The following is a 25,159-nucleotide window of genomic DNA, read 5'->3' on the forward strand; positions in this document are numbered from 1 at the left end:
GGAAGAGGGAAAAGGAACAGATGTGAAGGGTTCGTACGGGATGCGAGCGGGCAGCTTGATCGAGGGCCGCGCGGCTCGCCGGAGGGATTAACGTCGGATCCGGGTCGCGCCCACATGAGCAGCCCCGGCCCGGGACCCTGACCCCGGACCGGGGCTCATGTGCGTGGCGGCCCGCGCGCTACCGCACGGCGAATCCGTAGACGGTCTCGGAGCGGAACACCTCGCCCGGCCGCAGGACCGTGCTCGGGAACGCGGGCCGGTTGGGCGAGTCGGGGAAGTGCTGGGTCTCCAGCGCGATGCCGTCCCCGGGCATGAAGGGCTCCCCGATGTGGTCCGCGGTGTAGAGCTGCATCCCGGGCTCGGTGGTCGCCACCGTCAGCACGCGGCCCGACGCCGGGTCGTGCAGCTCGGCCACCTCCACGGGCGTCGCCGTGACTCCCTTGTCGAGCACGAAGTTGTCGTCGTACCCGGTCCCCGCCGTGCGCGCCTCGCGGAAGTCGAAGCGGGTGCCCGAGACGTCGGCGAGCTCGCCGGTCGGGATCAGGTCCGCGTCCGACGGGGTGTAACGGGAGGCGGCAAGACGCAGTTCGTGGCCGGACGCGCTGCCGGAGCCGGCCAGGTTCCAGTACGAGTGGTTCGTCAGGTTCACATGCGTCGGAGCGTCCGTCACCGCCTCGTAGGCGATCCCCAGCGCGCCCCGCTCGTCCAGCGTGTACGTCACCGAGACCTCCAGGCGGCCGGGGAAGCCCTCCTCGCCGTGCGCGCCGACCAGGGAGAGCCGCACCCCGTGGTCGACCGGGACGACGGTCCACACGCGCTTGTCGAACCCGCGCCCACCGCCGTGCAGCGAGTTCGGCCCGTTGTTCGGTTCGAGGGCGTACGTGTACTCGTCCAGGGGGAAGCGGGCGCCCGCGATCCGGTTGGCGTACCGGCCGATCAGGGCACCCAGGAAGTGCTCCGGATGCCGGAGATAGCCGTCCAGGTCGGAGAACCCCAGCACCACGTTCCCGGTCCGCCCGTCCCGGTCCGGCACCTCGACGTCCTGGACGATCCCGCCGTACGACAGGATCCGAACCCGTACGCCCGCCCGCCGCAGGGTCCAACGGTGCACCGGCGTGCCGTCGGGAAGTGTGCCGAAGAGTTCGTTCATGTGCGAAACCATAGTCATCACCGCTTCGCCGTGACCGTCCGGTACGCGATCTCGGCCAGCTTGGCCTGACCGTCGACGCTGGGATGGAACCAGTCCCACTGGCTCAGCTGCTCGGTGCCGAAGCGGTACGCGTACACCGCGCCGCCGTCGAAGCGGCAGCGGCGGTCCTCGGCGCACACCTCCTCCAGCACCTCGTTGTAGTCCTCCACCCGGTCCCGCACCGTCTCGCGGCGCTGCGTCGCCGCCGCGTCCAGCGCGTCCGCGTCGCCCAGCATCGTCGGGCAGACGCCCAGCTTCCACACCTGCTTGCCCAGCGGACTGGTCCGTCCCTGCGACCACAGCCGTTTCAGATCCGGCACGCTCGCCACGTACACCTGGGCCTTGGGCAGCGCCTCGCGCAGCGTGCGCATCGCCTTCCGGAAGTCGGCACGGAAGTCGGCCACCGGCGTCATCGCGGACGTGGTCTCCCGGCAGGCGTCGTTCGCCCCCGCCATCACCGCCACCAGCTCCGGGCCGCGTCGCACCGCCCGCGCCATCTGACCCGGCAGGTCCGCCATCCGGGCCCCGGTCACCGCGTAGTTCCAGCTCCGCTCGGCCGCCCCCGCCCGGCCCAGCAGCCGTACCGCGAGACTGTCGACCTGCTCGCTGGCGCCCGTCGCCCACGACACCTCGGGACAGTCCGTCAGCACCGAGCAGGCGTCGAAGCCCCGGGTGATGGAGTCGCCCACGGCGGCCACCGAGTCCGGGCCGGTGTCCCACACGGGAGTGGGCTTCGGGGACGGCCGCCCCCGCCCGGCCTCCGTGCCGGACGGTGCGGGGGAGTCGCCGCCCACGGCGTCGCAGCCCGCCACGCCCAGCGCGGCGGCCGTCACCACGGCGAGGACGGCCCGGGCACGGCGCGTCCCCCTCCGCGTCGCCTGCTCCATCCGTGGCCTCCCCGCGCGTGTCGTGTGTCCGTCCCCCAACCCTTAACAACGCACGGGAGTTCCCGCCCGTCCGCAGGGCCCGTACGAAGGGCGGACCAGGGCTTCGTACGAAGCAACGTCCCGCACCCGTACAGGCGTCCTGCCGGGTGAATGGCCGGCGTTTCGCGGCACCGGGAGGGACGGTACGTCACACTCCTTGCTCCGTCGCACGGTAGCCTCGCCATCAACGCGACCCACCCGGGCCGCGGCCGTTCCGCCCCATGCCAGACGACCCGCTCAGCCCGGAGGTTCCGGTGACGACTCGTGGAGTTCTGTACGTGCACTCCGCGCCCCGCGCGCTGTGCCCGCACGTCGAGTGGGCCGTCGCGGGGGTGCTCGGCACGCGCGTCAGCCTGGACTGGATCCGCCAGCCCGCGGCCCCCGGCACCTGGCGCTCGGAGTTCTCCTGGCAGGGCCGGCCCGGCACCGCCTCCGCACTCGCCTCCGCGCTGCGCGGCTGGCAGATGCTGCGCTTCGAGGTCACCGCCGAGCCCTGCGCCACCGCCGAGGGCGAGCGTTACAGCTGCACGCCCGACCTGGGCATCTTCCACGCCGTCACCGGCATCCACGGCGACATCCTGGTCCCCGAGGACCGCCTGCGCGCCGCCCTGGTCCGCTCCCGGAGCGAGCAGACCGACCTGGAGTCGGACATCGCCAGACTCCTCGGCAAGCCCTGGGACGACGAACTCGAACCCTTCCGGTACGCGGGCGAGGGCGCCCCGGTCCGCTGGCTCCACCAGGTGGTCTAGCAGACACCGGCAGGCAGGGCGCCCCGTCAGGGGCGCGGGGCTGTGTCAACCATGCGGCTTCGCCGCGTGGGCGCGAGCAACCACCACCGTCCCGCACCCGACGGGCTGCCCTCACAGGGTCGAAGGGGCGAAGCCCCTCAAGGCCGGGACGGGAAGGGGCGGCGGGGGCGAAGAACCCGCCCGGCACGCCCCCACCGCGCCGCACGGCGAAGGGCCCCCACCCCGGAAGGCGGAAGCCCTTCACTCAGCAGACGGCGGTCACACGGACCGGAACGCCAGGACCACGTTGTGCCCGCCGAACCCGAACGAGTCGTTCAGCGCGGCGATCCGCCCGTCGGCGGGCAGCTTCCGCGCCTCGCCCCGGACGACGTCCGCGGTCGCCTCGGCCTCGGGGTCCAGGTTCTCCACGTTGATCGTCGGCGGAGCCACCCGGTGGTACAGCGCCAGCACCGTCGCCACCGACTCCACGCCGCCGGCGCCGCCGAGCAGGTGACCCGTCATCGACTTGGTCGCGGAGACCGCGAAGTGGTCCGCGTCGTCCCCGAACACCTTCCGCAGCGCCTTCAGTTCGGCGATGTCACCGGCCGGCGTGGACGTCGCGTGCGCGTTCACGTGCACGATCTCCGCCGGATCCAGGTCCGTGCGGTCCAGCAGGTTCTGCAGGGCGTGCGAGATGCCGCGCCCCTCCGGCTCCGGCTGCACGATGTCGTGCGCGTCGGCGGAGATGCCCTGGCCGACCGCCTCCGCGTAGACGCGGGCGCCGCGCGCGGCGGCGTGCTCGGCGGACTCCAGGACGATCACGCCCGCGCCCTCGCCGAGGACGAAGCCGTCACGCGCGACGTCGTAGGGACGCGAGGCGCCCTGCGGGTCGTCGTTGTTCTTGGACATCGCCATCATGTTGCCGAACGCCGCGATGGGCAGCGGGTGGATCGCCGCCTCCGTGCCCCCCGCGACGACGACGTCGGCGCGGCCGGTGCGGATCATCTCGATGGCGTAGCCGATGGCCTCCGCGCCGGACGCGCAGGCCGAGACCGGGGTGTGCACACCCGCGCGGGCGCCCACGGCCAGACCCACGTTCGCCGAGGGGCCGTTCGGCATCAGCATGGGGACGGTGTGCGGGGAGACGCGGCGTACGCCCTTCTCCTTCAGCACGTCGTACTGGTCCAGCAGGGTCGTCACGCCGCCGATGCCGGACGCGATGACGGCCCCGAGCCGGTCGGGGTCGACGTTCGGGTCGTCGCCCGCCTTGGCCTCGAAACCGGCGTCCGCCCACGCCTCCTTGGCCGCGACCAGCGCGAACTGCGCCGAGCGGTCCAGGCGGCGGGCCTGCGGGCGGGGGATGACCTCGGTGGGCTCAACGGCCACCGGTGCCGCGATACGGACCGCCTGCTCGGCGGCCCACTCCTGCTCCAGGGGCTTGACGCCGGAACGTCCGGCGACCAGGCCCTCCCAGGTAGAGGCTGCGTCGCCACCCAGCGGTGTGGTTGCGCCGATACCGGTGACGACCACGGTGCGATTGGTCGGGCTCATCGGAATTCATTCTCCAACGGATCTACGAGGATGCGTACGGCGCCACCGCCGGGTGGCGGGGCCGGGCCCCGGCCCCCGGGCCCTCCGTAAGGACGGAAGGCCCGGCAGGGCTCACGCCTGGTGCTTGAGGATGTAGTCGGCAGCGTCGCCGACCGTCTTGAGGTTCTTGACGTCGTCGTCCGGGATCTTGACGTCGAAGCGCTCTTCGGCGGCGACGACGACCTCGACCATGGACAGCGAGTCGACGTCCAGGTCGTCGGTGAAGGACTTGTCCAGCTGGACGTCCTCAACCGGGATGCCGGCGATCTCGTTCACGATCTCCGCGAGACCGGCGACGATCTCTTCCTGAGTGGCGGCCATGACGGCGCTCCTTCGTTGTGATTCCAGCGGTTGTGGCACCCGCCGCGTGGACGGCGGGTCTGCGGTGCCCGTGCCGGATCCGATGATCCGGCACGGAGTGCCTAGGGGAGGGTAACGACCGTAGCGGCGTAGACGAGACCCGCCCCGAAGCCGATGACGAGCGCGGTGTCGCCGCTCTTCGCCTCGCCGGTCGCCAGGAGCCGCTCCATCGCGAGCGGAATCGAGGCGGCCGAGGTGTTGCCGGTGGTGCGGATGTCACGGGCGACCGTGACGTGCTCCGGCAGTTTCAGGGTCTTCACCATCGAGTCGATGATCCGCACGTTGGCCTGGTGCGGGATGAAGACGTCCAGTTCGTCCGGGCTGATCCCGGCCGCGTCCAGCGCCTGCTGGGCGACCTTCGCCATCTCGAACACGGCCCAGCGGAAGACCGCCTGGCCCTCCTGGGTGATCGCGGGGAACTTCTCGACGGTCCCGTCGCGGTAGTCCGACCACGGCACGGTCTGCTTGATGGTCTCGGACTTGTCGCCCTCCGAGCCCCACACCGTCGGGCCGATCGCGGGCTCCTGGGACGGGCCGACGACCACCGCGCCCGCGCCGTCACCGAACAGGAAGGCCGTGGCCCGGTCCTCCAGGTCGGTCAGGTCGCTCAGCCGCTCCACGCCGATGACCAGGACGTACTCGGCCGAACCCTCGACGATCATGCCCTTGGCGAGGGTGAGGCCGTAGCCGAAGCCGGCGCAGCCCGCGGAGATGTCGAAGGCGGCGGCCTTGTCCGTGCCCAGCTTGTCGGCGATCTCGGTGGCGATCGCCGGCGTCTGGCTGAAGTGCGAGACGGTCGACACGACCACGGCGCCGATCCGCGAGGCGTCGATCCCGGCGTCCGCGATCGCCTTGCCGGACGCCTCGATCGACATCGCCGCGACGGTCTCCTCGGGCGAGGCCCAGTGCCGGGTCTCGATGCCGGAGCGCGAGCGGATCCACTCGTCGGACGAGTCGATCGTCTCGAGGATCACCTCGTTCGGTACGACCCGGGTGGGACGGTAGCCGCCCACGCCGAGGATGCGCGCGTACGGGGCGCCCTTGCTGGGCTTGATCTTCGCCATGCGGGTCGGCTCCTTAGGGCGGTCAGGCGGCGTGCTCGGCGACGAGCTCGCGGGCCGCGTCGAGGTCGGCGGGGGTCTTCAGGGCCAGCGTCCTGACACCGGGCAGGGCGCGCTTGGCGAGGCCGGTCAGGGTGCCGCCGGGGCAGACCTCGAGGAGGGCGGTGACGCCGAGCTCCTTGAAGGTCTCCATGCACAGGTCCCAGCGGACCGGGTTGGCCACCTGGCCCACCAGGCGCTGGAGCACCTCGGCTCCGCTCGTGACCGCCTTGCCGTCCTTGTTCGACACGTAGGTGACCTTGGGGTCCCCCGGCGCCAGTGCCTCGGCGGCCCGGGCCAGCGTGTCGACCGCGGGAGCCATGTGGTGGGTGTGGAAGGCGCCGGCCACCTTGAGCGCGACGACCTTGCGCACGCCCTCGGGCTTGTCCTCCTCCAGCGCGGCGAGCTGCTCCTTGGTGCCGGCCGCGACGATCTGGCCCGCGCCGTTGATGTTCGCCGGGGTCAGGCCCAGCTTCTCCAGGTGCGCCACGGTCACCTCGGGGTCGCCGCCGAGCAGCGCCGCCATGCCGGTCTCCGTGACCGCGGCGGCGTCGGCCATGGCCAGGCCCCGCTCGCGCACCAGGGACAGCGCGGCGGTCTCGTCGAGCACGCCCGCGAAGGCGGCGGCGGTGATCTCGCCGACGCTGTGACCGGCGACGGCACCGGGTGCCAGGTTCGTGCCCGCCGAGCCGGCGGACGGGCCGGCACCGAGTGCCGAGGCGGACAGCAGCCCGGCCGCGACCAGCAGCGGCTGCGCGACGGCCGTGTCGCGGATCGCCTCCGCGTCGGCTTTCGTGCCGTAGTGGACGAGGTCGAGTCCGATGACGTCGGACCACGCGGCGACGCGGTCCGCGGCACCGGGGAGTTCGAGCCATTCAGTCAGGAAGCCGGGCGTCTGGGCGCCCTGGCCGGGAGCGACGAGTACGAGCACTCTCACACTCTCTCTTGGGGACGGGCACGGCCGCCCGTGGGGACAAGGACGAAGAACGGCAGGGGGTTTTGTGGAGGTACGACAAAAGGCTAGGACGGGAGATCGCCATCGACCAGACGCCCCAGGATCAGCGCGATCCGCAGCGTGAAGGCAGAGCGTACATCGGAGGGTGACCATCCGGTGACGTCTGTCACACGTCGAAGCCGGTAACGAACGGTGTTGGGGTGAACGAACAGCATCCGCGCCGCGCCTTCGAGACTGCTCGCCTGTTCGAGATAGACACTGAGCGTCTCGAGCAGCGCGGCCCCGGCCTCCTCCAGCGGTCTGTAGATCTCCTCCACCAACTGCTGGCGGGCCGAGGGGTCTCCGGCGATCGCGCGCTCCGGCAGCAGATCGTCCGCCAGCACCGGACGCGGGGCGTCCTGCCAGGCGGAACAGGCCTTGAGTCCCGCGGCGGCGGCCTGCGCGGACCGGGTCGCGGCCAGCAGGTCCGGCACCACGGGCCCGGCCACCACCGGTCCCGCCGCGTACGGGCCGATCAGCGACTTGGCGACGCCCAGCGGGTTGTCGCTGCCGCCCGCGATCACCACGAGCCGGTCCCCGAGCACCCCGGTCAGCACCTGGAGCTTGGCGTGCCGGGCGGCCCGCCGGATCGCCTCCACGGTCAGCTCGGAGTCGCCGTCGGGCGCGGTGCCCAGCACCACGCACACGTGGTCGGGCGAGTTCCAGCCCAGCGCGGCGGCACGCGACACGGCTCCCTCGTCGGCCTCACCGCTGAGCACGGCGTTCACGACCAGGGACTCCAGCCGCGCGTCCCAGGCACCCCGTGCCTCGGCGGCCTGCGCGTACACCTGGGCGGTGGCGAAGGCGATCTCCCGGGCGTACACCAGGAGCGCCTCGCGCAGCACGCTCTCGTCGCCCGGCGCCGCCACCTCGTCGATGGCGGACTCCATCACCTCGATGGTGGTGCGCACCATCTCCACGGTCTGCCGCAGCGTGATCGCCCGGGTCAGCTCGCGCGGCGCGGTGCCGAACACGTCGGTGGAGATGGCCTGCGGGGCGTCGGGGCGCCGGAACCACTCGGTGAACGCGGCGATGCCCGCCTGGGCGACCAGGCCGATCCAGGAACGGTTCTCCGGGGGCATGGCCCGGTACCAGGGCAGCGTCTCGTCCATCCGCGCGATCGCCTGCGCGGCGAGACTGCCGGACGACCTCTCCAGCCGCTTCAGCGTCGCGGTGTGCGGATGGACGGGCCGTGCTGCGGCGTGGTGGGTACTGGTTTCGGGTTCGGGCACGGGGACAAGACTGCCTCATCCGGACGGGAGGACGTGCCCCAGGGCCTACCGTGGTCCATGTGATGGACGTACGGCGCGCGCGTGAGCGTTACCAGGGCGGGGATCCGGCGGCCGGGATCGAGACGTGGCACGCCCTTTCCTTCGGCCCCCACTACGACCCGGACAACCTGCGCTTCGGCGCGGTGATCGCCTGCAACGAGGAGCGCCTGGCCCCCGGTTCCGGCTTCGACGAGCACCCGCACAGCCACACCGAGATCGTCACGTGGGTGGTGGAGGGCGAGCTGACCCACCGCGACTCGACGGGCCACGAGACGGTGGTGCGTCCCGGGGACGTGCAGCGCCTGAGCGCCGCGTCCGGCGTCCGGCATGTGGAACGCAACGCCGGTCCGGCGCCCCTGACCTTCCTCCAGATGTGGCTGGCCCCGCTCGCGCCGGGGGGCGAGCCGGGCTACGAGGTCGTCCGCGGCTTGGCGGACTCCACCCCGTACGCCCTCCCGGAGGCGGGCGCGATGCTCCATGTGCGCCGTCTCGCTGCGGGAGAGCGGACCGCCGTACCGGACGCCGCGCACGTCTACGCCCATGTGGTGCGCGGCGAGGTCCGCCTGGACGGTGAGCGGCTGGAGACGGGCGACGCGGCCCGGATCACGGACGCCGAGGGCGTCGAGGCGGTCGCCGTGAGCCCGGCGGTGGAGCTGCTGCTGTGGGAGATGCACGCCGCTTGAGGAGGTCCTGAGCCCGCCGCGCGGAAGCCCGGCGCCCGGTGCCGCACGCACCGAGGTCCCGCTCCCGGCACGGCGGACCGTGCCGGGAGCGGGACCCGAAAGGGGGTCAGAAGGTCAGGCCCCAGCTGTTGATGTAGCCGGTGTCGGCGGAGTAGTTGTCCGTGACGCGCAGCTTCCACGTGCCGTTGGCCGTCTCCGAGGAGGCGTTCACGGTGTACGTGGTGTTGATGTTGTCCTCCGAGCCGCCGGTGCCGGACGCCTTGAGGGTGTAGACCGACCCGTCGGGCGCGACCAGCTGGACCGTCAGGTCGCCTATGTAGGTGTGGACGATGTTCACCGGCACCTGCAGGGCCGACGGGGCGCTGCCGGAGACACCGCTGACGGTGATCGGGGACTCGACGGTCGCGTTGTCGCGGATCGTGTAGTCCGCGGTGTTGCTGAAGGTGTTCCCCGACGGCGGGGTGGTGCCGCCGTTGCCGCCGACGTACAGCAGACGGTTCGGGGAGCCGGTGCCCGGGTTGCCGACGGCGCCGGAGACGGAGCTGTTGATCAGCGCGGAGGCGACCTGCGAGGGGCTGGCCGACGGGTTGTCCGCGAGGTACAGCGCCGCGGCGCCCGCGACGTGCGGGGTGGCCATCGAGGTGCCGGAGATGGTGTTGGTGGCGCTGTCGCCGGTGTACCAGGCGGAGGTGATGGACGAGCCCGGGGCGAAGATGTCCAGGTACGAGCCGTAGTTCGAGTAGCTGGCGCGGGCGTCCGTGTTCGTGGTGGCGCCGACGGTGATGGCCTCGGTCACCCGGGCCGGCGAGCCGGTCGCGGTGGTGGACTCGTTGCCTGCGGCGACGGCGAAGGTGACGCCGGCGGCGATGGCGTTGCGCACGGCGGTGTCCAGCGTGGTGCTGGCGCCGCCGCCGAGCGACATGTTGGCGACGGCCGGGAGGACCGCGTTGTCGGCGACCCAGTCGACCCCCTCGATGACGCCGGCGGTGGTGCCGGAGCCGTTGTTGTCGAGGACGCGGACGCCGACGATGGAGGCCTTCTTGGCGACGCCGTAGGCGCTGCCCGCCACCGTGCCGGCGACGTGGGTGCCGTGGCCGTTGCCGTCCTGGGCGACGTTGTCGCCGTCGACGGCGTCGTAGCCGTTGCGGGCGCGGCCGCCGAAGTCGCTGTGGGAGATGCGCACGCCGGTGTCGATGATGTACGCCGTGACGCCCTGGCCGGCCGTGTCGTCGTACGTGTACGAGCCGCTCAGCGGCAGCGCGGTCTGGTCGATGCGGTCCAGGCCCCAGGACGGCGGGTTGGTCTGCGTCGCCTGGGTGGTGAAGGTGCGGTTCTGCTCGACCAGGGCGACCGAGGGGTCGGCGGCCAGCCTGGCGGCCTCGGCCTCGGTGGCCTCGACGGTGTAGCCGTTGACGGCCTGGCGGAACGTGTGCTCGACCGTGGCGCCGTGCTTCTTCGCTACACCCTGGCCCTTGCTGGAGCCGGCCTCGGTGCCCGGCTTCAGGGTGACGATGTAGCTGTCCTCGACCGCGTTGGGGGCGTCGGCGTAGGCGATCGTCCCGGTCGCGGGCTCGGCGGCGTGCGCGGGGAGCGCGCTGAGCAGGCCGCCGGCGAGCGCGGCCGCGGCCACGGAGCAGACTCCGGCGAGCGATCTCCGCCTGGGGTTTCGCGTCACTGCCATGTGGGGGTTCCTCCTGGACAGGTGGGGAGTGGGGGGGGATGTGCGCCCGCGTGAGCCGCACGAGGCGAACGCCCGTACCGGGTCTTCCAGCACAGGAATGGTCAGGTACATGCCAAACGTGGACGCTCTGGCCCCGTCTGCTTTTCCCTGTCGCCAGCCGAAAGATTGAACGTTCTACGCGGATTGCACAAGGGGTTTCGGCCAGCTGTAACGTCCGCGCCACAAAGACCGACTGACACAAGGTCATCAACCGTGACAGGTGCGCTGCCCAAACGAGATCACCGTCACAGTGGTCACCCGGCTCCCCGGGCCTCGCCGCCCGGCGGCTCCCCCTGGTGGCGGCCGTCCCTGACCTCGTCGGCGGCCTTCGCCGGGATCCCCTGCGGGCCTCGGCGGCCGGACACCGAAAGCCCGACAAGGCCTGTGAGCCATCGGCTAAAGCCTCGCCGCCGCGGCCTGGTGGAGACCGGCGGCGACACCGCGGAGTACGCGCCTGCCGTCTTACCGGCCCGGGCGAGCGTGGCGGCGCCGGCCCGTCCGTACGCCCGGTGCGGGGACTGGCGCCACCGGGCGACCGGGAAGGCGGCGAGGTGCGGGCGTGCCGTGCCGGAAGTCGAGGACGTTGCCGGGCTGCCGCAGCACGGGCGGTGGCCCACGGCTGCCGGAGCGGATCGCCCTCGTCGGTCAGCCGCGCAGCTCCGCCAGCACCGCGTCCGTGAACGGCGGCCACGCCTCGACCGCCCAGGGGCCGAAGGCACGGTCGGCGAGCGCCACGCACGCGGCGCCGGCGTCCGGGTCGATCCACAGGAACGTGCCCGACTGCCCGAAGTGGCCGAAGGTGCGCGGCGAGGACGACGCGCCCGTCCAGTGCGGCGACTTGGTGTCACGGATCTCGAAGCCGAGCCCCCAGTCGTTGGGGTTCTGGTGGCCGTAGCCCGGCAGCACGCCCTTGGTCCCCGGGTACTGCACGGTCATCGCCGCCGCGACCGTGCGCGGGTCCAGCAGGCGCGGGGCCTGCACCTCGGCGGCGAACCGCAGCAGGTCGTCGACCGAGGACACGCCGTCCTTGGCGGGGGAGCCCTCCAGCGAGGTCGCCGTCATCCCCAGCGGCTCCAGCACGGCCTGCCGCAGGTACGCGTCGAACGGGATCTCCGTCGCCTTCGCGACATGGTCCCCCAGCTGCTCGAACCCGGCGTTGGAGTACAGCCGCCGCTCACCGGGCGCCGAGGTCACGCGGTGCTCGTCGAAGGCCAGCCCCGAGGTGTGCGCGAGCAGGTGCCGCACCGTGGAGCCGTCCGGGCCCGCCGGCTCGTCCAGCTCGATCGCGCCCTCCTCGTACGCCACCAGCACCGCGTACGCCGCGAGCGGCTTGGTGACCGAGGCCAGCGGGAAGCGGCGGCCGGCCGGTCCGTGGGTGCCCAGGACGGTGCCGTCCGCCCGTACGGCACCCGCCGCGGCGGTGGGAACCGGCCAGTTCTCGATCAGTGCGAGGCTCTTCAGCGACATGCCGTCGAGCCTAAGCGCTCAGAGCAGCAGCTCCAGCAAGGGGTCGGACCTGGGCGTGAAACCCAGGGAGGCGTACAGCGGCGCGGCCTGCGAGGACGCGGTGAGGCGGACACGCCGGGCGCCGCGCTCGCGGAACCACTCCAGCAGCGCCTCCACGCAGGCGCGCGCGTAGCCGCGGCGGCGCGTCTCCGGGTCGGTGGCGACGCTGAAGACGTGGCCGTCGGTGCCGTGGGGATCGCGCGCCCCGCCGATGCGGTACTCCAGCGAGCCGGCCACCAGCGCCGCCAGCGCGCCGGGCCGCTCCGGGTGGTCCACGACGAACGCCACGAAGGTGCCGTCCGGTTCGGACAGTCTGCCGCGCAGCACGGGCAGCGACGCGGCGTGCCAGGCCGTGGACGGGTCGGACAGGGCCATCGAGTCGATCATCACCTGGCGCAGACGCAGTACTTCCTCCGCGTCCTCGGGCGTGGCACGGCGTACAGAGGTCATACCCGCACGGTAATGAGTCACCCGCCGCCGCGTCCGCCCGTTTCCCGCCCGCGCCGCTTGCTTGGAGTGCACTCCAGCGTTCTAGCGTGGGAGCCATGACGGTGACGGAGACGGAGACCACGGACACCAGCGCCGGCACCTGCGCCGGGCCACCGCAGGGCAACCGGCGGCCGGACGGCGCGGACACGTACACGATCAGCGAGGTCGCCGCCCTCACCGGGCTGACGGCGCACACCCTGCGCTGGTACGAGCGCATCGGACTGATGCCGCACATCGACCGTTCGCACACCGGACAGCGGCGCTACAGCAACCGCGACCTCGACTGGCTCGCCCTCGTCGGCAAGCTCCGCCTGACGGGAATGCCGGTCGCGGACATGGTGCGGTACGCGGAACTGGTCCGCTCGGGCGATCACACGTACACGGAGCGGTTCGAACTGCTCAAGCAGACCCGCGAGGACGTGCTGTCCCGGATCGCCGAACTCCAGGACACGCTCGCCGTGCTCGACCGGAAAATCAGCTTCTACGCGGACGCGGGGCGGGCCCCGGCGTCGGAGAGGGCACGATGACCAACTACAGGACCATCGGCACGGCGGCACTGGGCGAGGGCGGCCCCGAGGTGGGCGTCCAGGGCCTGGGCTGCATGGGCATGAGCTTCGCCTACGGCCCCGCCGACGCGGACGCCTCCCGGGCCACCCTGGAGCGGGCCCTGGAACTGGGCGTCACGCTCTTCGACACGGCGGACGCGTACGGCGCGGGGGACAACGAGCGGTTCCTCGCCCCCTTCCTCGGCGCGCACCGGGACGAGGTGGCCGTCGCCACCAAGTTCGCCCTGGCCATCCCGCCGGACGACCCGGCCCGGCGGGTCATCCGCAACGACGCGCCGTACATCCGCCAGGCCGTCGAGGCGAGCCTGAAGCGCCTGGACGTCGACGTGATCGACCTCTACTACATGCACCGGCGGGACGTGAACGTGCCGATCGAGGAGACCGTCGGCGTCATGGCGGAGCTGGTGCGCGAGGGCAAGGTGAAGCACCTGGGCCTGAGCGAGGTCACCGCCGGTGAACTGCGCGCCGCGCACGGGGTGCACCCGATCGCCGCCGTGCAGTCCGAGTGGTCGCTGTTCAGCCGGGACATCGAGGCGAACGTGGTGCCGGCCGCGCGGGAGCTGGGCGTGACCCTCGTCCCGTACTCCCCGCTCGGCCGCGGCTTCCTGACCGGCTCCTTCACCGACGCCGGCCAGGACCTCACCGCCGACGACTTCCGCCGCCGGATGCCCCGCTTCACGGGCGGCAACGCGGTGGCCAACGCCGCCCTGCTGGAACCCGTCCGCGCCGTCGCCGAGGCCCACGACGCGTCCCTCGGCCAGATCGCCCTGGCCTGGGTCCACCGGCAGGCCGAGGTCCACGGCCTGCCGGTCGTCCCGATCCCGGGCACCCGCAGACCGGCCAGGGTGGAGGAGAACACGGCGGCGACCCGCATCACCCTCACCGAAGAGGAACTGGCCCTGCTGGAACCCATCGCCGAGAAGGTCGCGGGCCCCCGCTACGCGGACATGACGTTCACCTCCGCGGGCAGGGAGTGACGCCGGGCCGCGTGACCCGATACCCGGGAAAGCCCGCGCCCCGGTCGCCTCACAACTCCGCGAGCAGCTCCGCCTTCTTGGAGGCGAACTCCTCGTCCGTCACCAGCCCCGCCTGATGCAGCTCCCCGAGATGCCGGATCCGCTCGGCGATGTCCGCGGGGTCACGGCGCGCACGCGCCGTGGACATCGCCGGCACCGGCGCGCAGTCGCGCACCGCCGCCAGCACGGCCGCCGCGAACGGCAGCGACTCGTGCACCGGCCCGTACCCGAGCCCGAACACCACCGCCGCCGGGTCCTGATCCGCCTGCCCCGGCGGAGCCCCCGCGTCCCGCCGCAACAGCCGCAGATGCCCTTCGAACACCTCGGGCGACCGCCACTCCACCCCGCTCAGCTCACCGATGGGGAACCGCTGGTCCCCGGCCTTCCACTTCGCCGACGACGCGCCCGTCCAGAACCACCGGAAGGACACCGCCGTACCGTCGAAGGCGGCCTTCGCGTCGTACGCCTTGAACTGCCGCGGCGCCTCGGGGGCGGCCACCAGGTGGCGTTCGGCGGGACCTGATTCGGTGAGCTGTCCGCGCAGTCCGTCGGCGTAGTACTCGGCGAGCGTCTCGCGCTCGGCGGGCAGCACCAGCCGGTAGGGGTCGCTGCTCTCCTTCAGCTGCCCGGCCGCCGCCTCCAGGAGCGGATCGGCGCCGGGCCGCAGCTCCGCACGGAGGACCACGGTGCCGCGCCTGCCGGGCGTGAGGGTCACGCCCTCGATCGCCTCCAGCGGCACGCGCCGCTCCCCGAGTGCCTGGAACAGCCTGGGTGTTCGAATTCCCCGTTCGTACCGGATGACCACGGAGTCGGACTCGAACTCCCAGGCGGCATGAAAACCGGCCAACACGTCACCCATGCGGCTCATCGTATGCGGCACGAGCTTCTCCGTCCCCTCCCCGCGCATACCGCAGTATCTCCGTCTCTACGCGCGTCCGGTAGTGGTCGTACCGGACAAACCCGCCCGGCACACGTCGTCCTGACGGGCACAGGACACCGCGCGGTACGCGCCAACGCCGATCTCGGCGAAGTTCCGCAGACTGTCCGTGCCCGGCACGAAATACCCGGCGTGGCCCTCCGCCTCCCGTGCCGACAGCACCCTCGCCCCGAACCCGTCGGCGACCGGGTCGGCACCGTGTCCGAGGCCGCCGAGCTCCAGGTACGGCACGTCCTGGATCCAGTCGTCGGCGTCCCGCATCGCCCACACCCGGGCGGTGGTGTGCAGCTGGGAGGCCCTCTCGACCCGCATGCCGGGGCTGCCGGCCACCGCGATGTCGGCCACCCGCTCCGGCAGGGAGTGGGCGGCGATCCCGCACACCACGGAGCCGTAGCTGTGGCAGAACAGCGAGACCGGTGCGAGCCCGGGCAGTCCGCGCACCAGCGCGTCCAGCCGCTGGGCGCCGTCCTCGGCGCGCATCGCCGTGGCCGCGTCCATGCCGAGTCCGCTGGGCGCCGTGTAGTCGGCCCAGGCGATCACGGCGGTACGGGTGGCGGGGTCGGCGTCGCGTTCGGCTGCGTACAGGGACTTCGCCATGCCGACGGGGGCGGAGTGGGCGCGGTGCGTGCGCTGGAAGGTGAGCAGGTCGGTGTCGACACCGGGGACGACGACCGAGACCCGCTCGGCGCCCCGCAGGTCGCCGAAGACCTCGGCGACCCGGCCGGAGCCCGCCGGGTCGAAGGCGAGGATGTGCCGGCCCGGGCGCATCAGCGCCTCCAGGCGGTCCAGCCTGCGGGCGGCCTGGCGCTGGCCCGAGGCGGTGAGGCGGCTGTCGTGCACGCGCTCGGCCTCGACCGCGCGGGCCTGCCGCAGCGCGATGCGGTTGGCGCGGTAGCGCAGTTCGACCGGCGCGCCGTTCATGTTGCCGACCGCCAGCGGATAGCGGTGCGCGAGCTGCGTGCGCTGCGCCTCGGTGAGGGAGGCGAAGAACCGGGCCAGCCGCGCGGGGGCCGACTGCGGATCGGGCAGCCGGTGGCCGGCCATCCGGCCCTTCTCCCACGCGCCGAGTGATGCCTGGAGCGGGGCCGGGTGCCGCTCATGACGCAGTGCCGTCCAGCCCGTGGTCGTCAGCATCACGAAGACGACGGCGAGCGCGAGGAGCGCACGCCACACGTTGAGCTGCGGGGAGGTGTCGAAGGAAGTCACTGGAAGGACACACTAGGAGAACGGGAGTGTCTCGCGTGAACCAAGTGACCGGTATCACGTTTCGGGTGGCCGGTTCGGGGATCACCCCGCACGCCAGTTCCCCGCGAGCGCCGGGCCCACATGGTCCAGACAGGTCGTCATCACCTCCTTCATGGCCGCGACGCTGACGTCGTCGCCGGTGGACCAGCGCCGCTCCGCGACCCGGATCACCCCGCCGAACGCGGCCACCAGGATCCTGGGCCGGGGGTCGGCGTCCATGTCGAGGCCCTCGCGCTCGGCGATGATGCGCGCCAGTTCCTCCTCCAGCTCCGACGCGCGGCGCAGATGGGCGGCGAGCAGGGCGGGCGTCGACTCGATGACCCGGTAGACCCGCAGGTGCAGGTCCAGCGGGACCAGTTGCTCCACGGCCTCGTTGATGGTGTCCCAGCTGTCCAGCACGGCCCGGCGCAGCACCTCCAGCGGCGCCTCGCCCGGCGGGCGTCCGCGCGCGGCGTCGACGACGTGCGACTCCGCGAGCCGCGTGACGAAGAACGCCACCTCCTCCTTGCTGGCGAAGTAGCGGAAGAAGGTGCGCTGGGAGACCTCGACGGCCGCGGTGATGTCGTCGACGGTCGTCCCCTCGTACCCGCGCGCGGCGATCAGCTCCAGCGCGGCCCGGACGAGCGCGTCCCTGGTGCGCTGTTTCTTGCGCTCCCGCAGACCGGGCCGCGGCGGCGCGCCCACAGCGGTCCCGACCGTCTTCATGGCTCCTCCTTGAACACTGTCCCCGGTTCACGCTATAGGCGGATGTCGTGTCAGTGGCCGGCCGGTGAACGGGTTTGTGATCTGTCAGCGACTGACACTAGCCTCGAACGCATGACTAGTCAGACCATCATCGACAAGGCGGGACCGGGGGACGGGCCGTCGGGTGCCCCGTCGGGTGCCGCGCCGGGCAAGGGGCTGCGCGGGCACCCCTGGTTCACCCTCGTGACCGTCGCCGTGGGGGTCATGATGGTGGCCCTGGACGGCACCATCGTGGCCATCGCGAACCCGGCGATCGCCAGGGACCTCGGCGCCACCTTCGCCGAGGTCCAGTGGATCACCAACGCCTACTTCCTCGCCCTCGCGGTCTGCCTGATCACCGCGGGCAAGCTCGGCGACCGCTTCGGGCACCGGCAGACCTTCCTCATCGGCGTCGTCGGCTTCGCCGCAGCCTCGGGAGCCATCGGTCTGTCCGACAGCATCGCGCTGGTCATCGTCTTCCGTGTGCTCCAGGGCCTGTTCGGCGCCCTGCTCATGCCGGCCGCCCTCGGTCTGCTGCGGGCCACGTTCCCGGCCGAGAAGCTCAACATGGCGATCGGCATCTGGGGCATGGTCATCGGTGCCTCCACGGCCGGCGGCCCGATCCTCGGCGGTGTCCTCGTCGAGCACGTGAACTGGCAGTCGGTGTTCTTCATCAACGTGCCGGTCGGTGTCCTCGCCGTCGCGCTCGGCGTGTGGATCCTGCTCGACCACCGCGCGGAGAACGCGCCGCGCTCCTTCGACCTGCTCGGGATAGCCCTGCTGTCAGGTGCGATGTTCTGCCTGGTGTGGGCGCTCATCAAGGCCCCGGAGTGGGGCTGGGGCGACGGCTTCACCTGGACCTTCGTCTTCGCCTCGTTCGCCGGCTTCGGGGCCTTCGCCGTCTGGGAGACGAAGGTCAAGGAGCCGCTCATCCCGCTGGGGCTGTTCCGTTCCGTCCCGCTGTCCGCGGGTGTGGTGCTGATGGTCCTGATGGCCATCGCCTTCATGGGCGGTCTGTTCTTCGTCACCTTCTACCTGCAGAACGTGCACGGGATGAGCCCGATCGACGCCGGTCTGCACCTGCTGCCGCTCACCGGCATGATGATCGTCGGCTCGCCGCTCGCGGGCGCGATGATCACCAAGGTCGGCCCGCGCATCCCGTTGGCGGGCGGCATGGCGTTCACCGCGCTGGCCATGTACGGCATGTCCACGCTGGAGAAGGACACCGGCAGCGGCATGATGTCGCTCTGGTTCGCCCTCCTCGGTTTCGGCCTCGCCCCCGTCATGGTCGGTGCCACCGAGGTCATCGTGGGCAACGCGCCGCTGGAGCTGTCCGGCGTCGCCGGTGGTCTCCAGCAGGCCGCGATGCAGGTCGGTGGCAGTCTCGGCACGGCCGTGCTCGGCGCCGTGATGGCCTCCAAGGTGGACAGCGACCTCGAGGGCAACTGGGCGAAGGCAGGGCTTCCGCCGCTCACCCCGGAACAGGCCGGTCAGGCCTCCGAGGCGGTCCAGGTCGGTGTGGCGCCGGTGGCCGAGGGCACGCCCGGGGCGATCGCCGCGAAGATCACCGACGTCGCCCACGACACCTTCATCTCCGGCATGAGCCTGGCGTCCCTCGTGGCCGCCGGGGTCGCCGCGGTGGCGGTGCTGGTCGCGTTCCTCACCAAGCGCGGCCAGAACGCGGAGGCCGGCGCGGGCGTCGGCCACATCTGACGGGCCGTCGTGTGACCCCGTGTCGCTCGTCAGGGTGAAGCGACGCGGTGATCTCTCCCCACGGGAAGGCACCCCGGGTCACAGTGGGTCAGGTCCTGAGAGGGCATGGAGGGCGCCGGCTGCGGCGCGCTGCCGGAGGGGGGCAGCGCGCGGGCAGCGGCCCCACCGGCCTTCGCCGCGGCATGAATTCACCGCGGAAGCGGGGGTACCCGCCATGTCAACACACCCTCAAGGGAGTTGATGATGGCGAGCTTCGGACACGGAACGCGCAGGCACCCCCGCACACGTGGCCGGACGTGGTCACGGTCCGGGCCGGATCGCGCGACGCTCGGGATCATCGGGGCCATCTGTGCGGTCGCCGGCTTCTTCGTGCTGGGGATCGTCCTCGGTCCGGTGGCGATGGTCTGCGGGTGGCTCGCCATGGGCCGCAGCTGGGCGGGGGGCTCCCGCTCGGTGCCGGCCCTGGTCGCCCTCATCCTGGGCGCCATCGACACGCTCCTGGCCCTCATCTGGCTGGCCGGGCCGACCCCCGGGTACGGCATGTTCTGACCCGGGCGAACGAGCGAGGGTCCCCGGTGGGGCGCCGGGGGCCCTCGCTCACGCCGTTCCGCGCGGCGGCCCGGGTGCCGGATCCGCCGCCTGCCGCAGCGCCGTGATCTCCGCGCGCAGGGACCGTACCTCCTCGGCCAGCGCGTGGATGGCCGCCGTCTGCCGGCGTTCCTCCTCGTCGTCCATCTCGAACCGCGCGATGAACCATGCCGCGATGTTCGCGGTGACGACACCGAGCAGCGCGATCCCGGAGAGCATCAGCCCGATCGCGAGTATCCGGCCCCATCCGGTGGTCGGCGCCATGTCGCCGTACCCCACGGTGGTCATCGTCGTGAACGCCCACCACACCGCGTCGCCCAGCGTGTGGATCGTCGCGTCCGGCCGGCCCCGCTCCACCTCCAGCACGGCCAGCGCGCCGAAGACCAGCAGCCCGAGACAGCAGCCGGCGACATACGTCGTCACCCGGATCTGCGAAGCCAGCCGCGCCCGCTGCCCGGCCAGCAGCAGAAGTGACACCAGCCGCAGCAGCCGCAGCGGCTGGAGCAGCGGCAGCGCGACCGCGAGCAGCGCCAGCGGATTGCCGCGCACGAACCGCGTCCGGTCCTCGCTCAGCCACAGCCGGACCGCGTAGTCGACGGCGAACGCGCACCACACACCCCAGTTCACGGCCTGGCAGGCGGTCAGCAGGGGCCGCGCCGCGCCCGGGTCCACGATCGGCAGCGCGTAGGCGACCGCGAAGAGGACGGCCAGAGTCATCAGGGGGACCTGGGTGTGTTGCTCCCAGCGGTCCAGTGCAGTCGGTTCGGCCATGGGGGGCATCGTAGGCACGGACGGGCCGGCGGCCCGGTGGGGCCGCCGGCCCGTGACGGTCCGTGACCGCGAGGGCCGTCAGGCGTCGCCGCCCGCCACCCCCGGGTCGGCCGCCGCGACGTCCAGAAGCTGGTAGCGGTCGATCGCCTGCTTCAGGACCGAGCGGTCGACGTGGCCCTCGCGGGCCAGTTCCGTCAGGACCGTCACCACGACCGACTGCGCGTCGATGTGGAAGAAGCGCCGGGCCGCCCCACGGGTGTCCGCGAAGCCGAACCCGTCGGCGCCCAGCGACTGGTACGTCCCCGGCACCCAGCGCGCGATCTGGTCCGGCACCGACCGCATCCAGTCCGACACCGCCACCACCGGCCCCCGCGCCGCCGCCAGCTTGCGCGTCACGTACGGCGTCCGCTGCTCCTCCTCCGGGTGCAGCAGGTTGTGCCGCTCGCAGTCCACCGCCTCGCGCCGCAGCTCGTTCCAGGACGTCGCCGACCAGACGTCGGCCTTGACGTCCCACTCCTCGGCGAGGATCTTCTGCGCCTCGATCGCCCAGGGCAGCGCGACCCCGGACGCCAGGATCTGCGCCGGAAGCGACCCCGCCGTGCCCTCGCTGAAGCGGTAGAGGCCCTTGAGGATGCCCTCGACGTCCACGTTCTCGGGCTCGGCCGGGTGCTGGATCGGCTCGTTGTAGACGGTCAGGTAGTAGAAGACGTCCTCGCCGTGCGGATGCTCCTCGTCACCGCCGTACATCCGGCGCAGCCCGTCCTTCACGATGTGCGCGATCTCGAAACCGAACGCCGGGTCGTACGCGACACAGGCCGGGTTGGTGGACGCCAGCAGCTGGGAGTGGCCGTCCGCGTGCTGCAGACCCTCACCGGTCAGCGTCGTGCGCCCCGCCGTCGCGCCCAGGACGAAGCCGCGCGCGAGCTGGTCGGCCATCTGCCAGAACTGGTCGCCGGTGCGCTGGAAACCGAACATCGAGTAGAAGACGTACACCGGGATGAGCGGCTCGCCGTGCGTGGCGTACGCCGACCCCGCCGCGATCAGCGAGGCAGTGCAGCCCGCCTCGGAGATGCCGTCGTGCAGCATCTGCCCGTTGGGCGCCTCCTTGTAGGCGAGCAGCAGTTCCCGGTCCACGGACTCGTACTGCTGCCCGAGCGGGTTGTAGATCTTCGCGCTCGGGAAGAAGGAGTCCATGCCGAACGTGCGGTACTCGTCCGGCGCGATCAGCACGAACCGCCTGCCGAGCTCCTTGTCCCGCATGAGGTCCTTCAGCAGCCGGACGAAGGCCATGGTCGTCGCGATGGACTGCTGACCGGAGCCCTTCTTCACGGTCGCGTAGGTCTTGTCCTCGGGCAGCCGCAGCGGCTCGGACCGCACCACCCGCGTCGGCACGTAGCCGCCGAGCGACCGGCGGCGGTCGTGCATGTACTGCATCTCCTCCGTGTCCGGGCCCGGGTGGTAGTACGGCGGCGGGCCGGACTCGAGGTCCTTGTCGGAGATCGGCAGGTGCAGCCGGTCCCGGAAGTGCTTGAGGTCGTCGACCGTCAGCTTCTTCATCTGGTGCGTGGCGTTGCGGCCCTCGAAGTTCGGGCCCAGCGTCCAGCCCTTGACCGTCTTCGCGAGGATCACCGTCGGCTGGCCCTTGTGCTCGACCGCCGCCTTGTACGCCGCGTAGATCTTGCGGTGGTCGTGTCCGCCGCGCCCCAGGTGCAGGATCTGGTCGTCGGTCATGCCCTCGACCATGGCGCGCAGCCGGTGGTCGTCGCCGAAGAAGTGGTCACGGATGTACGCGCCCGACTCGGTGGCGTACGTCTGGAACTGGCCGTCCGGCGTGGTGTTCATCTTGTTGACCAGCACACCGTCGCGGTCCTGGGCGAGCAGCGGGTCCCAGGTGCGGTCCCAGACCAGCTTGATCACGTTCCAGCCGGCACCCCGGAAGACCGACTCCAGCTCCTGGATGATCTTGCCGTTGCCGCGCACAGGACCGTCCAGCCGCTGCAGGTTGCAGTTGACGACGAAGGTGAGGTTGTCCAGGCCCTCGCGCGCGGCGATGGTCAGCTGGCCCAGCGACTCCGGCTCGTCCATCTCGCCGTCGCCCAGGAACGCCCACACGTGCGACCTCGACGTGTCCGCGATGCCGCGCGCGTGCATGTAGCGGTTCATCCGCGCCTGGTAGATCGCGCCGATCGGGCCGAGCCCCATCGACACGGTCGGGAACTCCCAGAAGTCCGGCATCGACCGCGGGTGCGGATACGACGACAGGGCGTACGGCGCCGCGGACTTCTCCTGGCGGAAGCCGTCCAGGTGCCGCTCGCTCAGCCGGTCCAGCAGGTACGCGCGGGCGTAGATGCCGGGCGAGGCGTGGCCCTGGAAGAAGACCTGGTCGCCGCCGTCGCCCTCGTCCTTGCCGCGGAAGAAGTGGTTGAACCCCACGTCGTACAGCGACGCGGAGGACGCGAAGGTGGCGATGTGGCCCCCGACCCCGATGCCCGGCCGCTGGGCGCGCGAGACCATCACGGCGGCGTTCCAGCGGGTCGCGTTGAGGATCTTGCGCTCGATCTCCTCGTTGCCCGGGAAGAACGGCTCGGCCCGGGTCGGGATCGTGTTGACGTAGTCGGTGCTGCGCATCTCGGGGACGGCCACACGCTTGGCGCGGGCACGTTCGATCAGCCGCAGCATCAGATACCGGGCCCGCTCCCGGCCGCGCTCGTCGACCGCGGCGTCGAGGGAGTCGAGCCACTCCTGCGTTTCCTCGGGATCGAAGTCAGGAACCTGACTCGGAAGGCCGCCAATGATGATCGGGTTGCGATCGGATGCGGAAGCCACGCTGTTCCTTACCTGTCAGAGGGCCGTGAAAGGGCCGCCGTCTCGCCGGTACGGCCCGGATTGCGCCGCTCCCCATGGTCCACCCCGGCGCCGCGCCCGTCATCTCTACCGAGAGGTAATCCGGACGCGGGACCGGTACGGTGACGCATGGGGCGAGTACATTCGAGTCTCGTACCCACAGACGGTTCCCAAACGCCCAAACGGGGCACATGGGTGTGGTGTGCGTCACCGCGGGCCATGATGGTGTGCCTGGAGTTGCGGTGACCCGGCCAGGATCGTCACCGTTTCGGCGGTCTGCACGGCCGGGTACTTGCGCGATCGGTCCCGCCCGTGTGGACTACGGCCAATGCTTCGCGCACGCGCGTGGCTGAGTTATTTCCCAAGACATGATCAGGAGGCAACCCGTGAGCGCGACCGCGGACCACGCGGAGGAGCGGACGAACCCTGCCGCCAGGCTGGGGTTCCAGCCCGGGCAGGTGGTCCAGGAAATCGGCTACGACGACGACGTCGACCAGGAGCTCCGCGAGGCCATCGAGGGCGTCATCGAGAGTGACCTGGTCGACGAGGACTACGACGACGTGGCTGACGCCGTTGTGCTGTGGTTCCGCGACGACGACGGCGACCTGACGGACGCGCTGGTGGATGCCGGCACGTACATCGAAGAGGGCGGCGCGATTCTGCTCCTCACGCCGAAGACCGGCCGTTCGGGCTACGTAGAGCCGAGCGACATCTCGGAGGCCGCGACCACGGCGGGTCTGACGGCGTCCAAGAGCGTCAGCGTGGGCAAGGACTGGAGCGGCAGCCGGCTGGCGACCCCGAAGGCCGCCAAGTCGAAGCGGTGAACCGTCCCGGACGGGCCGGTCGCGTCACGCGTCGGCCCGTCCGCCGGTCTGTCGTACTCCCTGCGTAGGGTGGGTCGGAGCGACCCACCCTCGAAGGGATGAACACGACGATGGCGATCCAGGTCGGCGACAAGGCCCCGGACTTCGAGCTCAAGGACAACCACGGTGCGGCCGTGCGGCTGTCGGACTTCCGCGGCCGCAAGAACGTGGTGGTGCTCTTCTACCCGTTCGCCTTCACCGGCGTCTGCACCGGCGAGCTGTGCGAGGTCCGCGACAACCTGCCGCAGTTCTCCGACCGCGACACCCAGGTGCTCGCCGTCTCCAACGACTCGATCCACACCCTGCGCGTCTTCGGCGAGCAGGAAGGCCTGGAGTACCCGCTGCTCAGCGACTTCTGGCCGCACGGCGACGTCTCCCGCGCCTACGGCGTCTTCGACGAGGGCAAGGGATGCGCCGTGCGCGGGACGTTCGTCATCGACAAGGACGGCGTCGTGCGCTGGACCGTCGTCAACGGTCTGCCGGACGCCCGGGACCTGAACGAGTACGTGAAAGCGCTCGACGCGCTGTGATTGTTCGTTTCCAGGGCCTGCGGGCCCCGGGAACCCCTCACTAGGATCGACTCGTTGATCCGACATCCGACGCACTACGGGGCACCCCGCCCCAGGACACCAATGGAGGACTCGTGGGAGTCAGCCTCAGCAAGGGCGGCAACGTATCGCTGAGCAAGGAGGCGCCGGGCCTGACCGCGGTCATCATCGGACTGGGGTGGGACGTCCGCACGACGACCGGCACCGACTTCGACCTGGACGCCAGCGCCCTGCTGCTGAACAACTCGGGCAAGGTCGGCAGCGACGCCAACTTCGTCTTCTTCAACAACCTCAAGAGCCCGGACGGCTCGGTCGAGCACACCGGCGACAACCTCACCGGTGAGGGCGAGGGCGACGACGAGCAGATCAAGGTCAACCTCGCCGGTGTCCCGGCGGACATCGAGAAGATCGTCTTCCCGGTCTCCATCTACGACGCCGAGAACCGCCAGCAGTCCTTCGGTCAGGTGCGCAACGCGTTCATCCGCGTGGTCAACCAGGCCGGCGGCGCCGAGATCGCCCGGTACGACCTGTCGGAGGACGCCTCCACCGAGACCGCCATGGTCTTCGGCGAGCTGTACCGGCACGGCGCGGAGTGGAAGTTCCGCGCCATCGGCCAGGGCTACGCCTCGGGCCTGCGCGGCATCGCGCAGGACTTCGGCGTGAACGTCTGAGACGACCACCCGGGCGGTGACGCCCGGGCCAGGCCGCCCACCGCGGCCACACCGCCCGGCGCCGCACGGTTTACGTGCGGCGCCGGACGCGCAGGACCACCTGAGGAACACCACACGG

24 protein-coding genes are annotated in these 25,159 nt (G+C 71.6%); 9 read left to right on the forward strand and 15 right to left on the reverse strand.

What is annotated here, in order from left to right; translation table 11 throughout:
* Window positions 1–178: 178 nt before the first annotated feature.
* Together BU52_RS22645 and BU52_RS22650 are read right to left on the reverse strand one after the other, a co-directional pair.
* Window positions 179–1,150, reverse strand: coding sequence for an aldose epimerase family protein (locus tag BU52_RS22645; protein WP_037937334.1), 972 nt, complete (start codon window positions 1,148–1,150; stop codon window positions 179–181).
* Between the two features lie 17 nt (window positions 1,151–1,167).
* Window positions 1,168–2,076, reverse strand: a complete 909-nt coding sequence (locus BU52_RS22650) for an SGNH/GDSL hydrolase family protein (protein WP_037937336.1) — start codon at window positions 2,074–2,076, stop codon at window positions 1,168–1,170.
* A 293-nt stretch (window positions 2,077–2,369) separates the two neighbouring features.
* Between BU52_RS22650 and BU52_RS22655 the strand changes: the two genes are divergently transcribed.
* Window positions 2,370–2,864 carry a DUF3145 domain-containing protein gene (locus tag BU52_RS22655; protein ID WP_037937337.1) on the forward strand — a complete coding sequence of 165 codons (495 nt, stop codon included), beginning with the start codon at window positions 2,370–2,372 and terminating at the stop codon, window positions 2,862–2,864.
* A 258-nt stretch (window positions 2,865–3,122) separates the two neighbouring features.
* Here the strand turns inward: BU52_RS22655 and fabF are convergent, their stop codons facing one another.
* The 5 genes from fabF to fasR all read right to left on the reverse strand — a co-directional run bounded on the left by fabF (window position 3,123) and on the right by fasR (window position 8,119).
* On the reverse strand, window positions 3,123–4,394 hold the full coding sequence (gene fabF / locus BU52_RS22660; RefSeq protein WP_037937340.1) for a beta-ketoacyl-ACP synthase II: 1,272 nt from the start codon (window positions 4,392–4,394) through the stop codon (window positions 3,123–3,125).
* 111 nt (window positions 4,395–4,505) lie between these two features.
* On the reverse strand, window positions 4,506–4,754 hold the full coding sequence (locus BU52_RS22665) for an acyl carrier protein (RefSeq protein ID WP_037937343.1): 249 nt from the start codon (window positions 4,752–4,754) through the stop codon (window positions 4,506–4,508).
* Between the two features lie 101 nt (window positions 4,755–4,855).
* Window positions 4,856–5,857, reverse strand: coding sequence for a ketoacyl-ACP synthase III (locus BU52_RS22670; RefSeq protein ID WP_037937348.1), 1,002 nt, complete (start codon window positions 5,855–5,857; stop codon window positions 4,856–4,858).
* Window positions 5,858–5,879: 22 nt separating this feature from the next.
* On the reverse strand, window positions 5,880–6,824 hold the full coding sequence (locus BU52_RS22675; RefSeq protein WP_037937349.1) for an ACP S-malonyltransferase: 945 nt from the start codon (window positions 6,822–6,824) through the stop codon (window positions 5,880–5,882).
* 89 nt (window positions 6,825–6,913) lie between these two features.
* Window positions 6,914–8,119 carry a fatty acid biosynthesis transcriptional regulator FasR gene (gene fasR, locus BU52_RS22680; protein WP_037937351.1) on the reverse strand — a complete coding sequence of 402 codons (1,206 nt, stop codon included), beginning with the start codon at window positions 8,117–8,119 and terminating at the stop codon, window positions 6,914–6,916.
* 62 nt (window positions 8,120–8,181) lie between these two features.
* Between fasR and BU52_RS22685 the strand changes: the two genes are divergently transcribed.
* Window positions 8,182–8,841, forward strand: coding sequence for a pirin family protein (locus tag BU52_RS22685; protein WP_037937354.1), 660 nt, complete (start codon window positions 8,182–8,184; stop codon window positions 8,839–8,841).
* Between the two features lie 106 nt (window positions 8,842–8,947).
* Here BU52_RS22685 and BU52_RS22690 read toward each other — a convergent pair whose 3' ends face one another.
* From BU52_RS22690 to BU52_RS22700, 3 genes are all read right to left on the reverse strand, one after another.
* A complete protein-coding gene (locus BU52_RS22690) occupies window positions 8,948–10,522 on the reverse strand; it encodes a S8 family peptidase (protein WP_037937357.1) in 1,575 nt (524 codons plus the stop codon).
* 684 nt (window positions 10,523–11,206) lie between these two features.
* Complete coding sequence (locus BU52_RS22695) at window positions 11,207–12,028, reverse strand: serine hydrolase domain-containing protein (RefSeq protein WP_037937360.1); 822 nt, start codon at window positions 12,026–12,028, stop codon at window positions 11,207–11,209.
* A gap of 18 nt (window positions 12,029–12,046) precedes the next feature.
* A complete protein-coding gene (locus BU52_RS22700; protein ID WP_037937361.1) occupies window positions 12,047–12,517 on the reverse strand; it encodes a GNAT family N-acetyltransferase in 471 nt (156 codons plus the stop codon).
* Between the two features lie 101 nt (window positions 12,518–12,618).
* Here BU52_RS22700 and BU52_RS22705 point away from each other — a divergent pair, with 101 nt between their 5' ends.
* The gene (locus tag BU52_RS22705; protein WP_435857026.1) at window positions 12,619–13,083 is read left to right on the forward strand and encodes a MerR family transcriptional regulator; all 465 of its coding nucleotides are present in this window, start codon (window positions 12,619–12,621) and stop codon (window positions 13,081–13,083) included.
* A complete protein-coding gene (locus BU52_RS22710) occupies window positions 13,080–14,099 on the forward strand; it encodes an aldo/keto reductase (RefSeq protein WP_037937364.1) in 1,020 nt (339 codons plus the stop codon). Before BU52_RS22705 ends, BU52_RS22710 begins: the two co-directional genes overlap by 4 nt.
* A gap of 49 nt (window positions 14,100–14,148) precedes the next feature.
* Here BU52_RS22710 and BU52_RS22715 read toward each other — a convergent pair whose 3' ends face one another.
* The 3 genes from BU52_RS22715 to BU52_RS22725 all read right to left on the reverse strand — a co-directional run bounded on the left by BU52_RS22715 (window position 14,149) and on the right by BU52_RS22725 (window position 17,025).
* Window positions 14,149–14,997 carry a DUF4429 domain-containing protein gene (locus BU52_RS22715; RefSeq protein WP_037937489.1) on the reverse strand — a complete coding sequence of 283 codons (849 nt, stop codon included), beginning with the start codon at window positions 14,995–14,997 and terminating at the stop codon, window positions 14,149–14,151.
* A 66-nt stretch (window positions 14,998–15,063) separates the two neighbouring features.
* Entirely contained in the window at window positions 15,064–16,281 is a 1,218-nt protein-coding gene (locus BU52_RS22720; RefSeq protein WP_037937366.1) for an alpha/beta hydrolase, read from the reverse strand.
* 81 nt (window positions 16,282–16,362) lie between these two features.
* Complete coding sequence (locus BU52_RS22725; protein ID WP_037937368.1) at window positions 16,363–17,025, reverse strand: TetR family transcriptional regulator; 663 nt, start codon at window positions 17,023–17,025, stop codon at window positions 16,363–16,365.
* Window positions 17,026–17,136: 111 nt separating this feature from the next.
* On the opposite strand from BU52_RS22725, the gene BU52_RS22730 reads away from it, so the two are divergent.
* Both BU52_RS22730 and BU52_RS22735 read left to right on the forward strand, forming a co-directional pair.
* The gene (locus BU52_RS22730) at window positions 17,137–18,756 is read left to right on the forward strand and encodes an MFS transporter (protein WP_037937370.1); all 1,620 of its coding nucleotides are present in this window, start codon (window positions 17,137–17,139) and stop codon (window positions 18,754–18,756) included.
* Between the two features lie 240 nt (window positions 18,757–18,996).
* Window positions 18,997–19,305, forward strand: a complete 309-nt coding sequence (locus BU52_RS22735; RefSeq protein ID WP_037937372.1) for a hypothetical protein — start codon at window positions 18,997–18,999, stop codon at window positions 19,303–19,305.
* A gap of 48 nt (window positions 19,306–19,353) precedes the next feature.
* Here the strand turns inward: BU52_RS22735 and BU52_RS22740 are convergent, their stop codons facing one another.
* Window positions 19,354–20,115 (reverse strand): potassium channel family protein, encoded by a 762-nt coding sequence (locus BU52_RS22740; protein ID WP_051858526.1) that lies wholly within the window; start codon window positions 20,113–20,115, stop codon window positions 19,354–19,356.
* Window positions 20,116–20,193: 78 nt separating this feature from the next.
* Window positions 20,194–22,941, reverse strand: a complete 2,748-nt coding sequence (gene aceE, locus BU52_RS22745; RefSeq protein ID WP_037937373.1) for a pyruvate dehydrogenase (acetyl-transferring), homodimeric type — start codon at window positions 22,939–22,941, stop codon at window positions 20,194–20,196.
* Window positions 22,942–23,345: 404 nt separating this feature from the next.
* Between aceE and BU52_RS22755 the strand changes: the two genes are divergently transcribed.
* The 3 genes from BU52_RS22755 to BU52_RS22765 all read left to right on the forward strand — a co-directional run bounded on the left by BU52_RS22755 (window position 23,346) and on the right by BU52_RS22765 (window position 25,041).
* On the forward strand, window positions 23,346–23,783 hold the full coding sequence (locus BU52_RS22755; RefSeq protein ID WP_037937378.1) for a DUF3052 domain-containing protein: 438 nt from the start codon (window positions 23,346–23,348) through the stop codon (window positions 23,781–23,783).
* 110 nt (window positions 23,784–23,893) lie between these two features.
* Window positions 23,894–24,352 (forward strand): peroxiredoxin, encoded by a 459-nt coding sequence (locus tag BU52_RS22760; protein WP_037937381.1) that lies wholly within the window; start codon window positions 23,894–23,896, stop codon window positions 24,350–24,352.
* 113 nt (window positions 24,353–24,465) lie between these two features.
* Complete coding sequence (locus BU52_RS22765) at window positions 24,466–25,041, forward strand: TerD family protein (protein WP_037937384.1); 576 nt, start codon at window positions 24,466–24,468, stop codon at window positions 25,039–25,041.
* Window positions 25,042–25,159 lie beyond the last annotated feature (118 nt).

This window comes from Streptomyces toyocaensis, from assembly GCF_000725125.1.
Taxonomy (GTDB): Bacteria; Actinomycetota; Actinomycetes; order Streptomycetales; family Streptomycetaceae; genus Streptomyces; species Streptomyces toyocaensis.

Coding starts and splice junctions, on each gene's coding strand:
- BU52_RS22740 (WP_051858526.1), bottom strand. CDS start 20,115: ATGGCCGAACCGACTGCACTGGACCGCTGGGAGCAACACACCCAGGTC.
- BU52_RS22695 (WP_037937360.1), bottom strand. CDS start 12,028: ATGTCGCTGAAGAGCCTCGCACTGATCGAGAACTGGCCGGTTCCCACC.
- BU52_RS22710 (WP_037937364.1), top strand. CDS start 13,080: ATGACCAACTACAGGACCATCGGCACGGCGGCACTGGGCGAGGGCGGC.
- BU52_RS22690 (WP_037937357.1), bottom strand. CDS start 10,522: ATGGCAGTGACGCGAAACCCCAGGCGGAGATCGCTCGCCGGAGTCTGC.
- BU52_RS22715 (WP_037937489.1), bottom strand. CDS start 14,997: ATGGGTGACGTGTTGGCCGGTTTTCATGCCGCCTGGGAGTTCGAGTCC.
- BU52_RS22730 (WP_037937370.1), top strand. CDS start 17,137: ATGACTAGTCAGACCATCATCGACAAGGCGGGACCGGGGGACGGGCCG.
- BU52_RS22760 (WP_037937381.1), top strand. CDS start 23,894: ATGGCGATCCAGGTCGGCGACAAGGCCCCGGACTTCGAGCTCAAGGAC.
- BU52_RS22645 (WP_037937334.1), bottom strand. CDS start 1,150: ATGAACGAACTCTTCGGCACACTTCCCGACGGCACGCCGGTGCACCGT.
- BU52_RS22650 (WP_037937336.1), bottom strand. CDS start 2,076: ATGGAGCAGGCGACGCGGAGGGGGACGCGCCGTGCCCGGGCCGTCCTC.
- BU52_RS22670 (WP_037937348.1), bottom strand. CDS start 5,857: ATGGCGAAGATCAAGCCCAGCAAGGGCGCCCCGTACGCGCGCATCCTC.
- BU52_RS22685 (WP_037937354.1), top strand. CDS start 8,182: ATGGACGTACGGCGCGCGCGTGAGCGTTACCAGGGCGGGGATCCGGCG.
- BU52_RS22665 (WP_037937343.1), bottom strand. CDS start 4,754: ATGGCCGCCACTCAGGAAGAGATCGTCGCCGGTCTCGCGGAGATCGTG.
- BU52_RS22725 (WP_037937368.1), bottom strand. CDS start 17,025: ATGAAGACGGTCGGGACCGCTGTGGGCGCGCCGCCGCGGCCCGGTCTG.
- BU52_RS22700 (WP_037937361.1), bottom strand. CDS start 12,517: ATGACCTCTGTACGCCGTGCCACGCCCGAGGACGCGGAGGAAGTACTG.
- BU52_RS22735 (WP_037937372.1), top strand. CDS start 18,997: ATGATGGCGAGCTTCGGACACGGAACGCGCAGGCACCCCCGCACACGT.
- fabF (WP_037937340.1), bottom strand. CDS start 4,394: ATGAGCCCGACCAATCGCACCGTGGTCGTCACCGGTATCGGCGCAACC.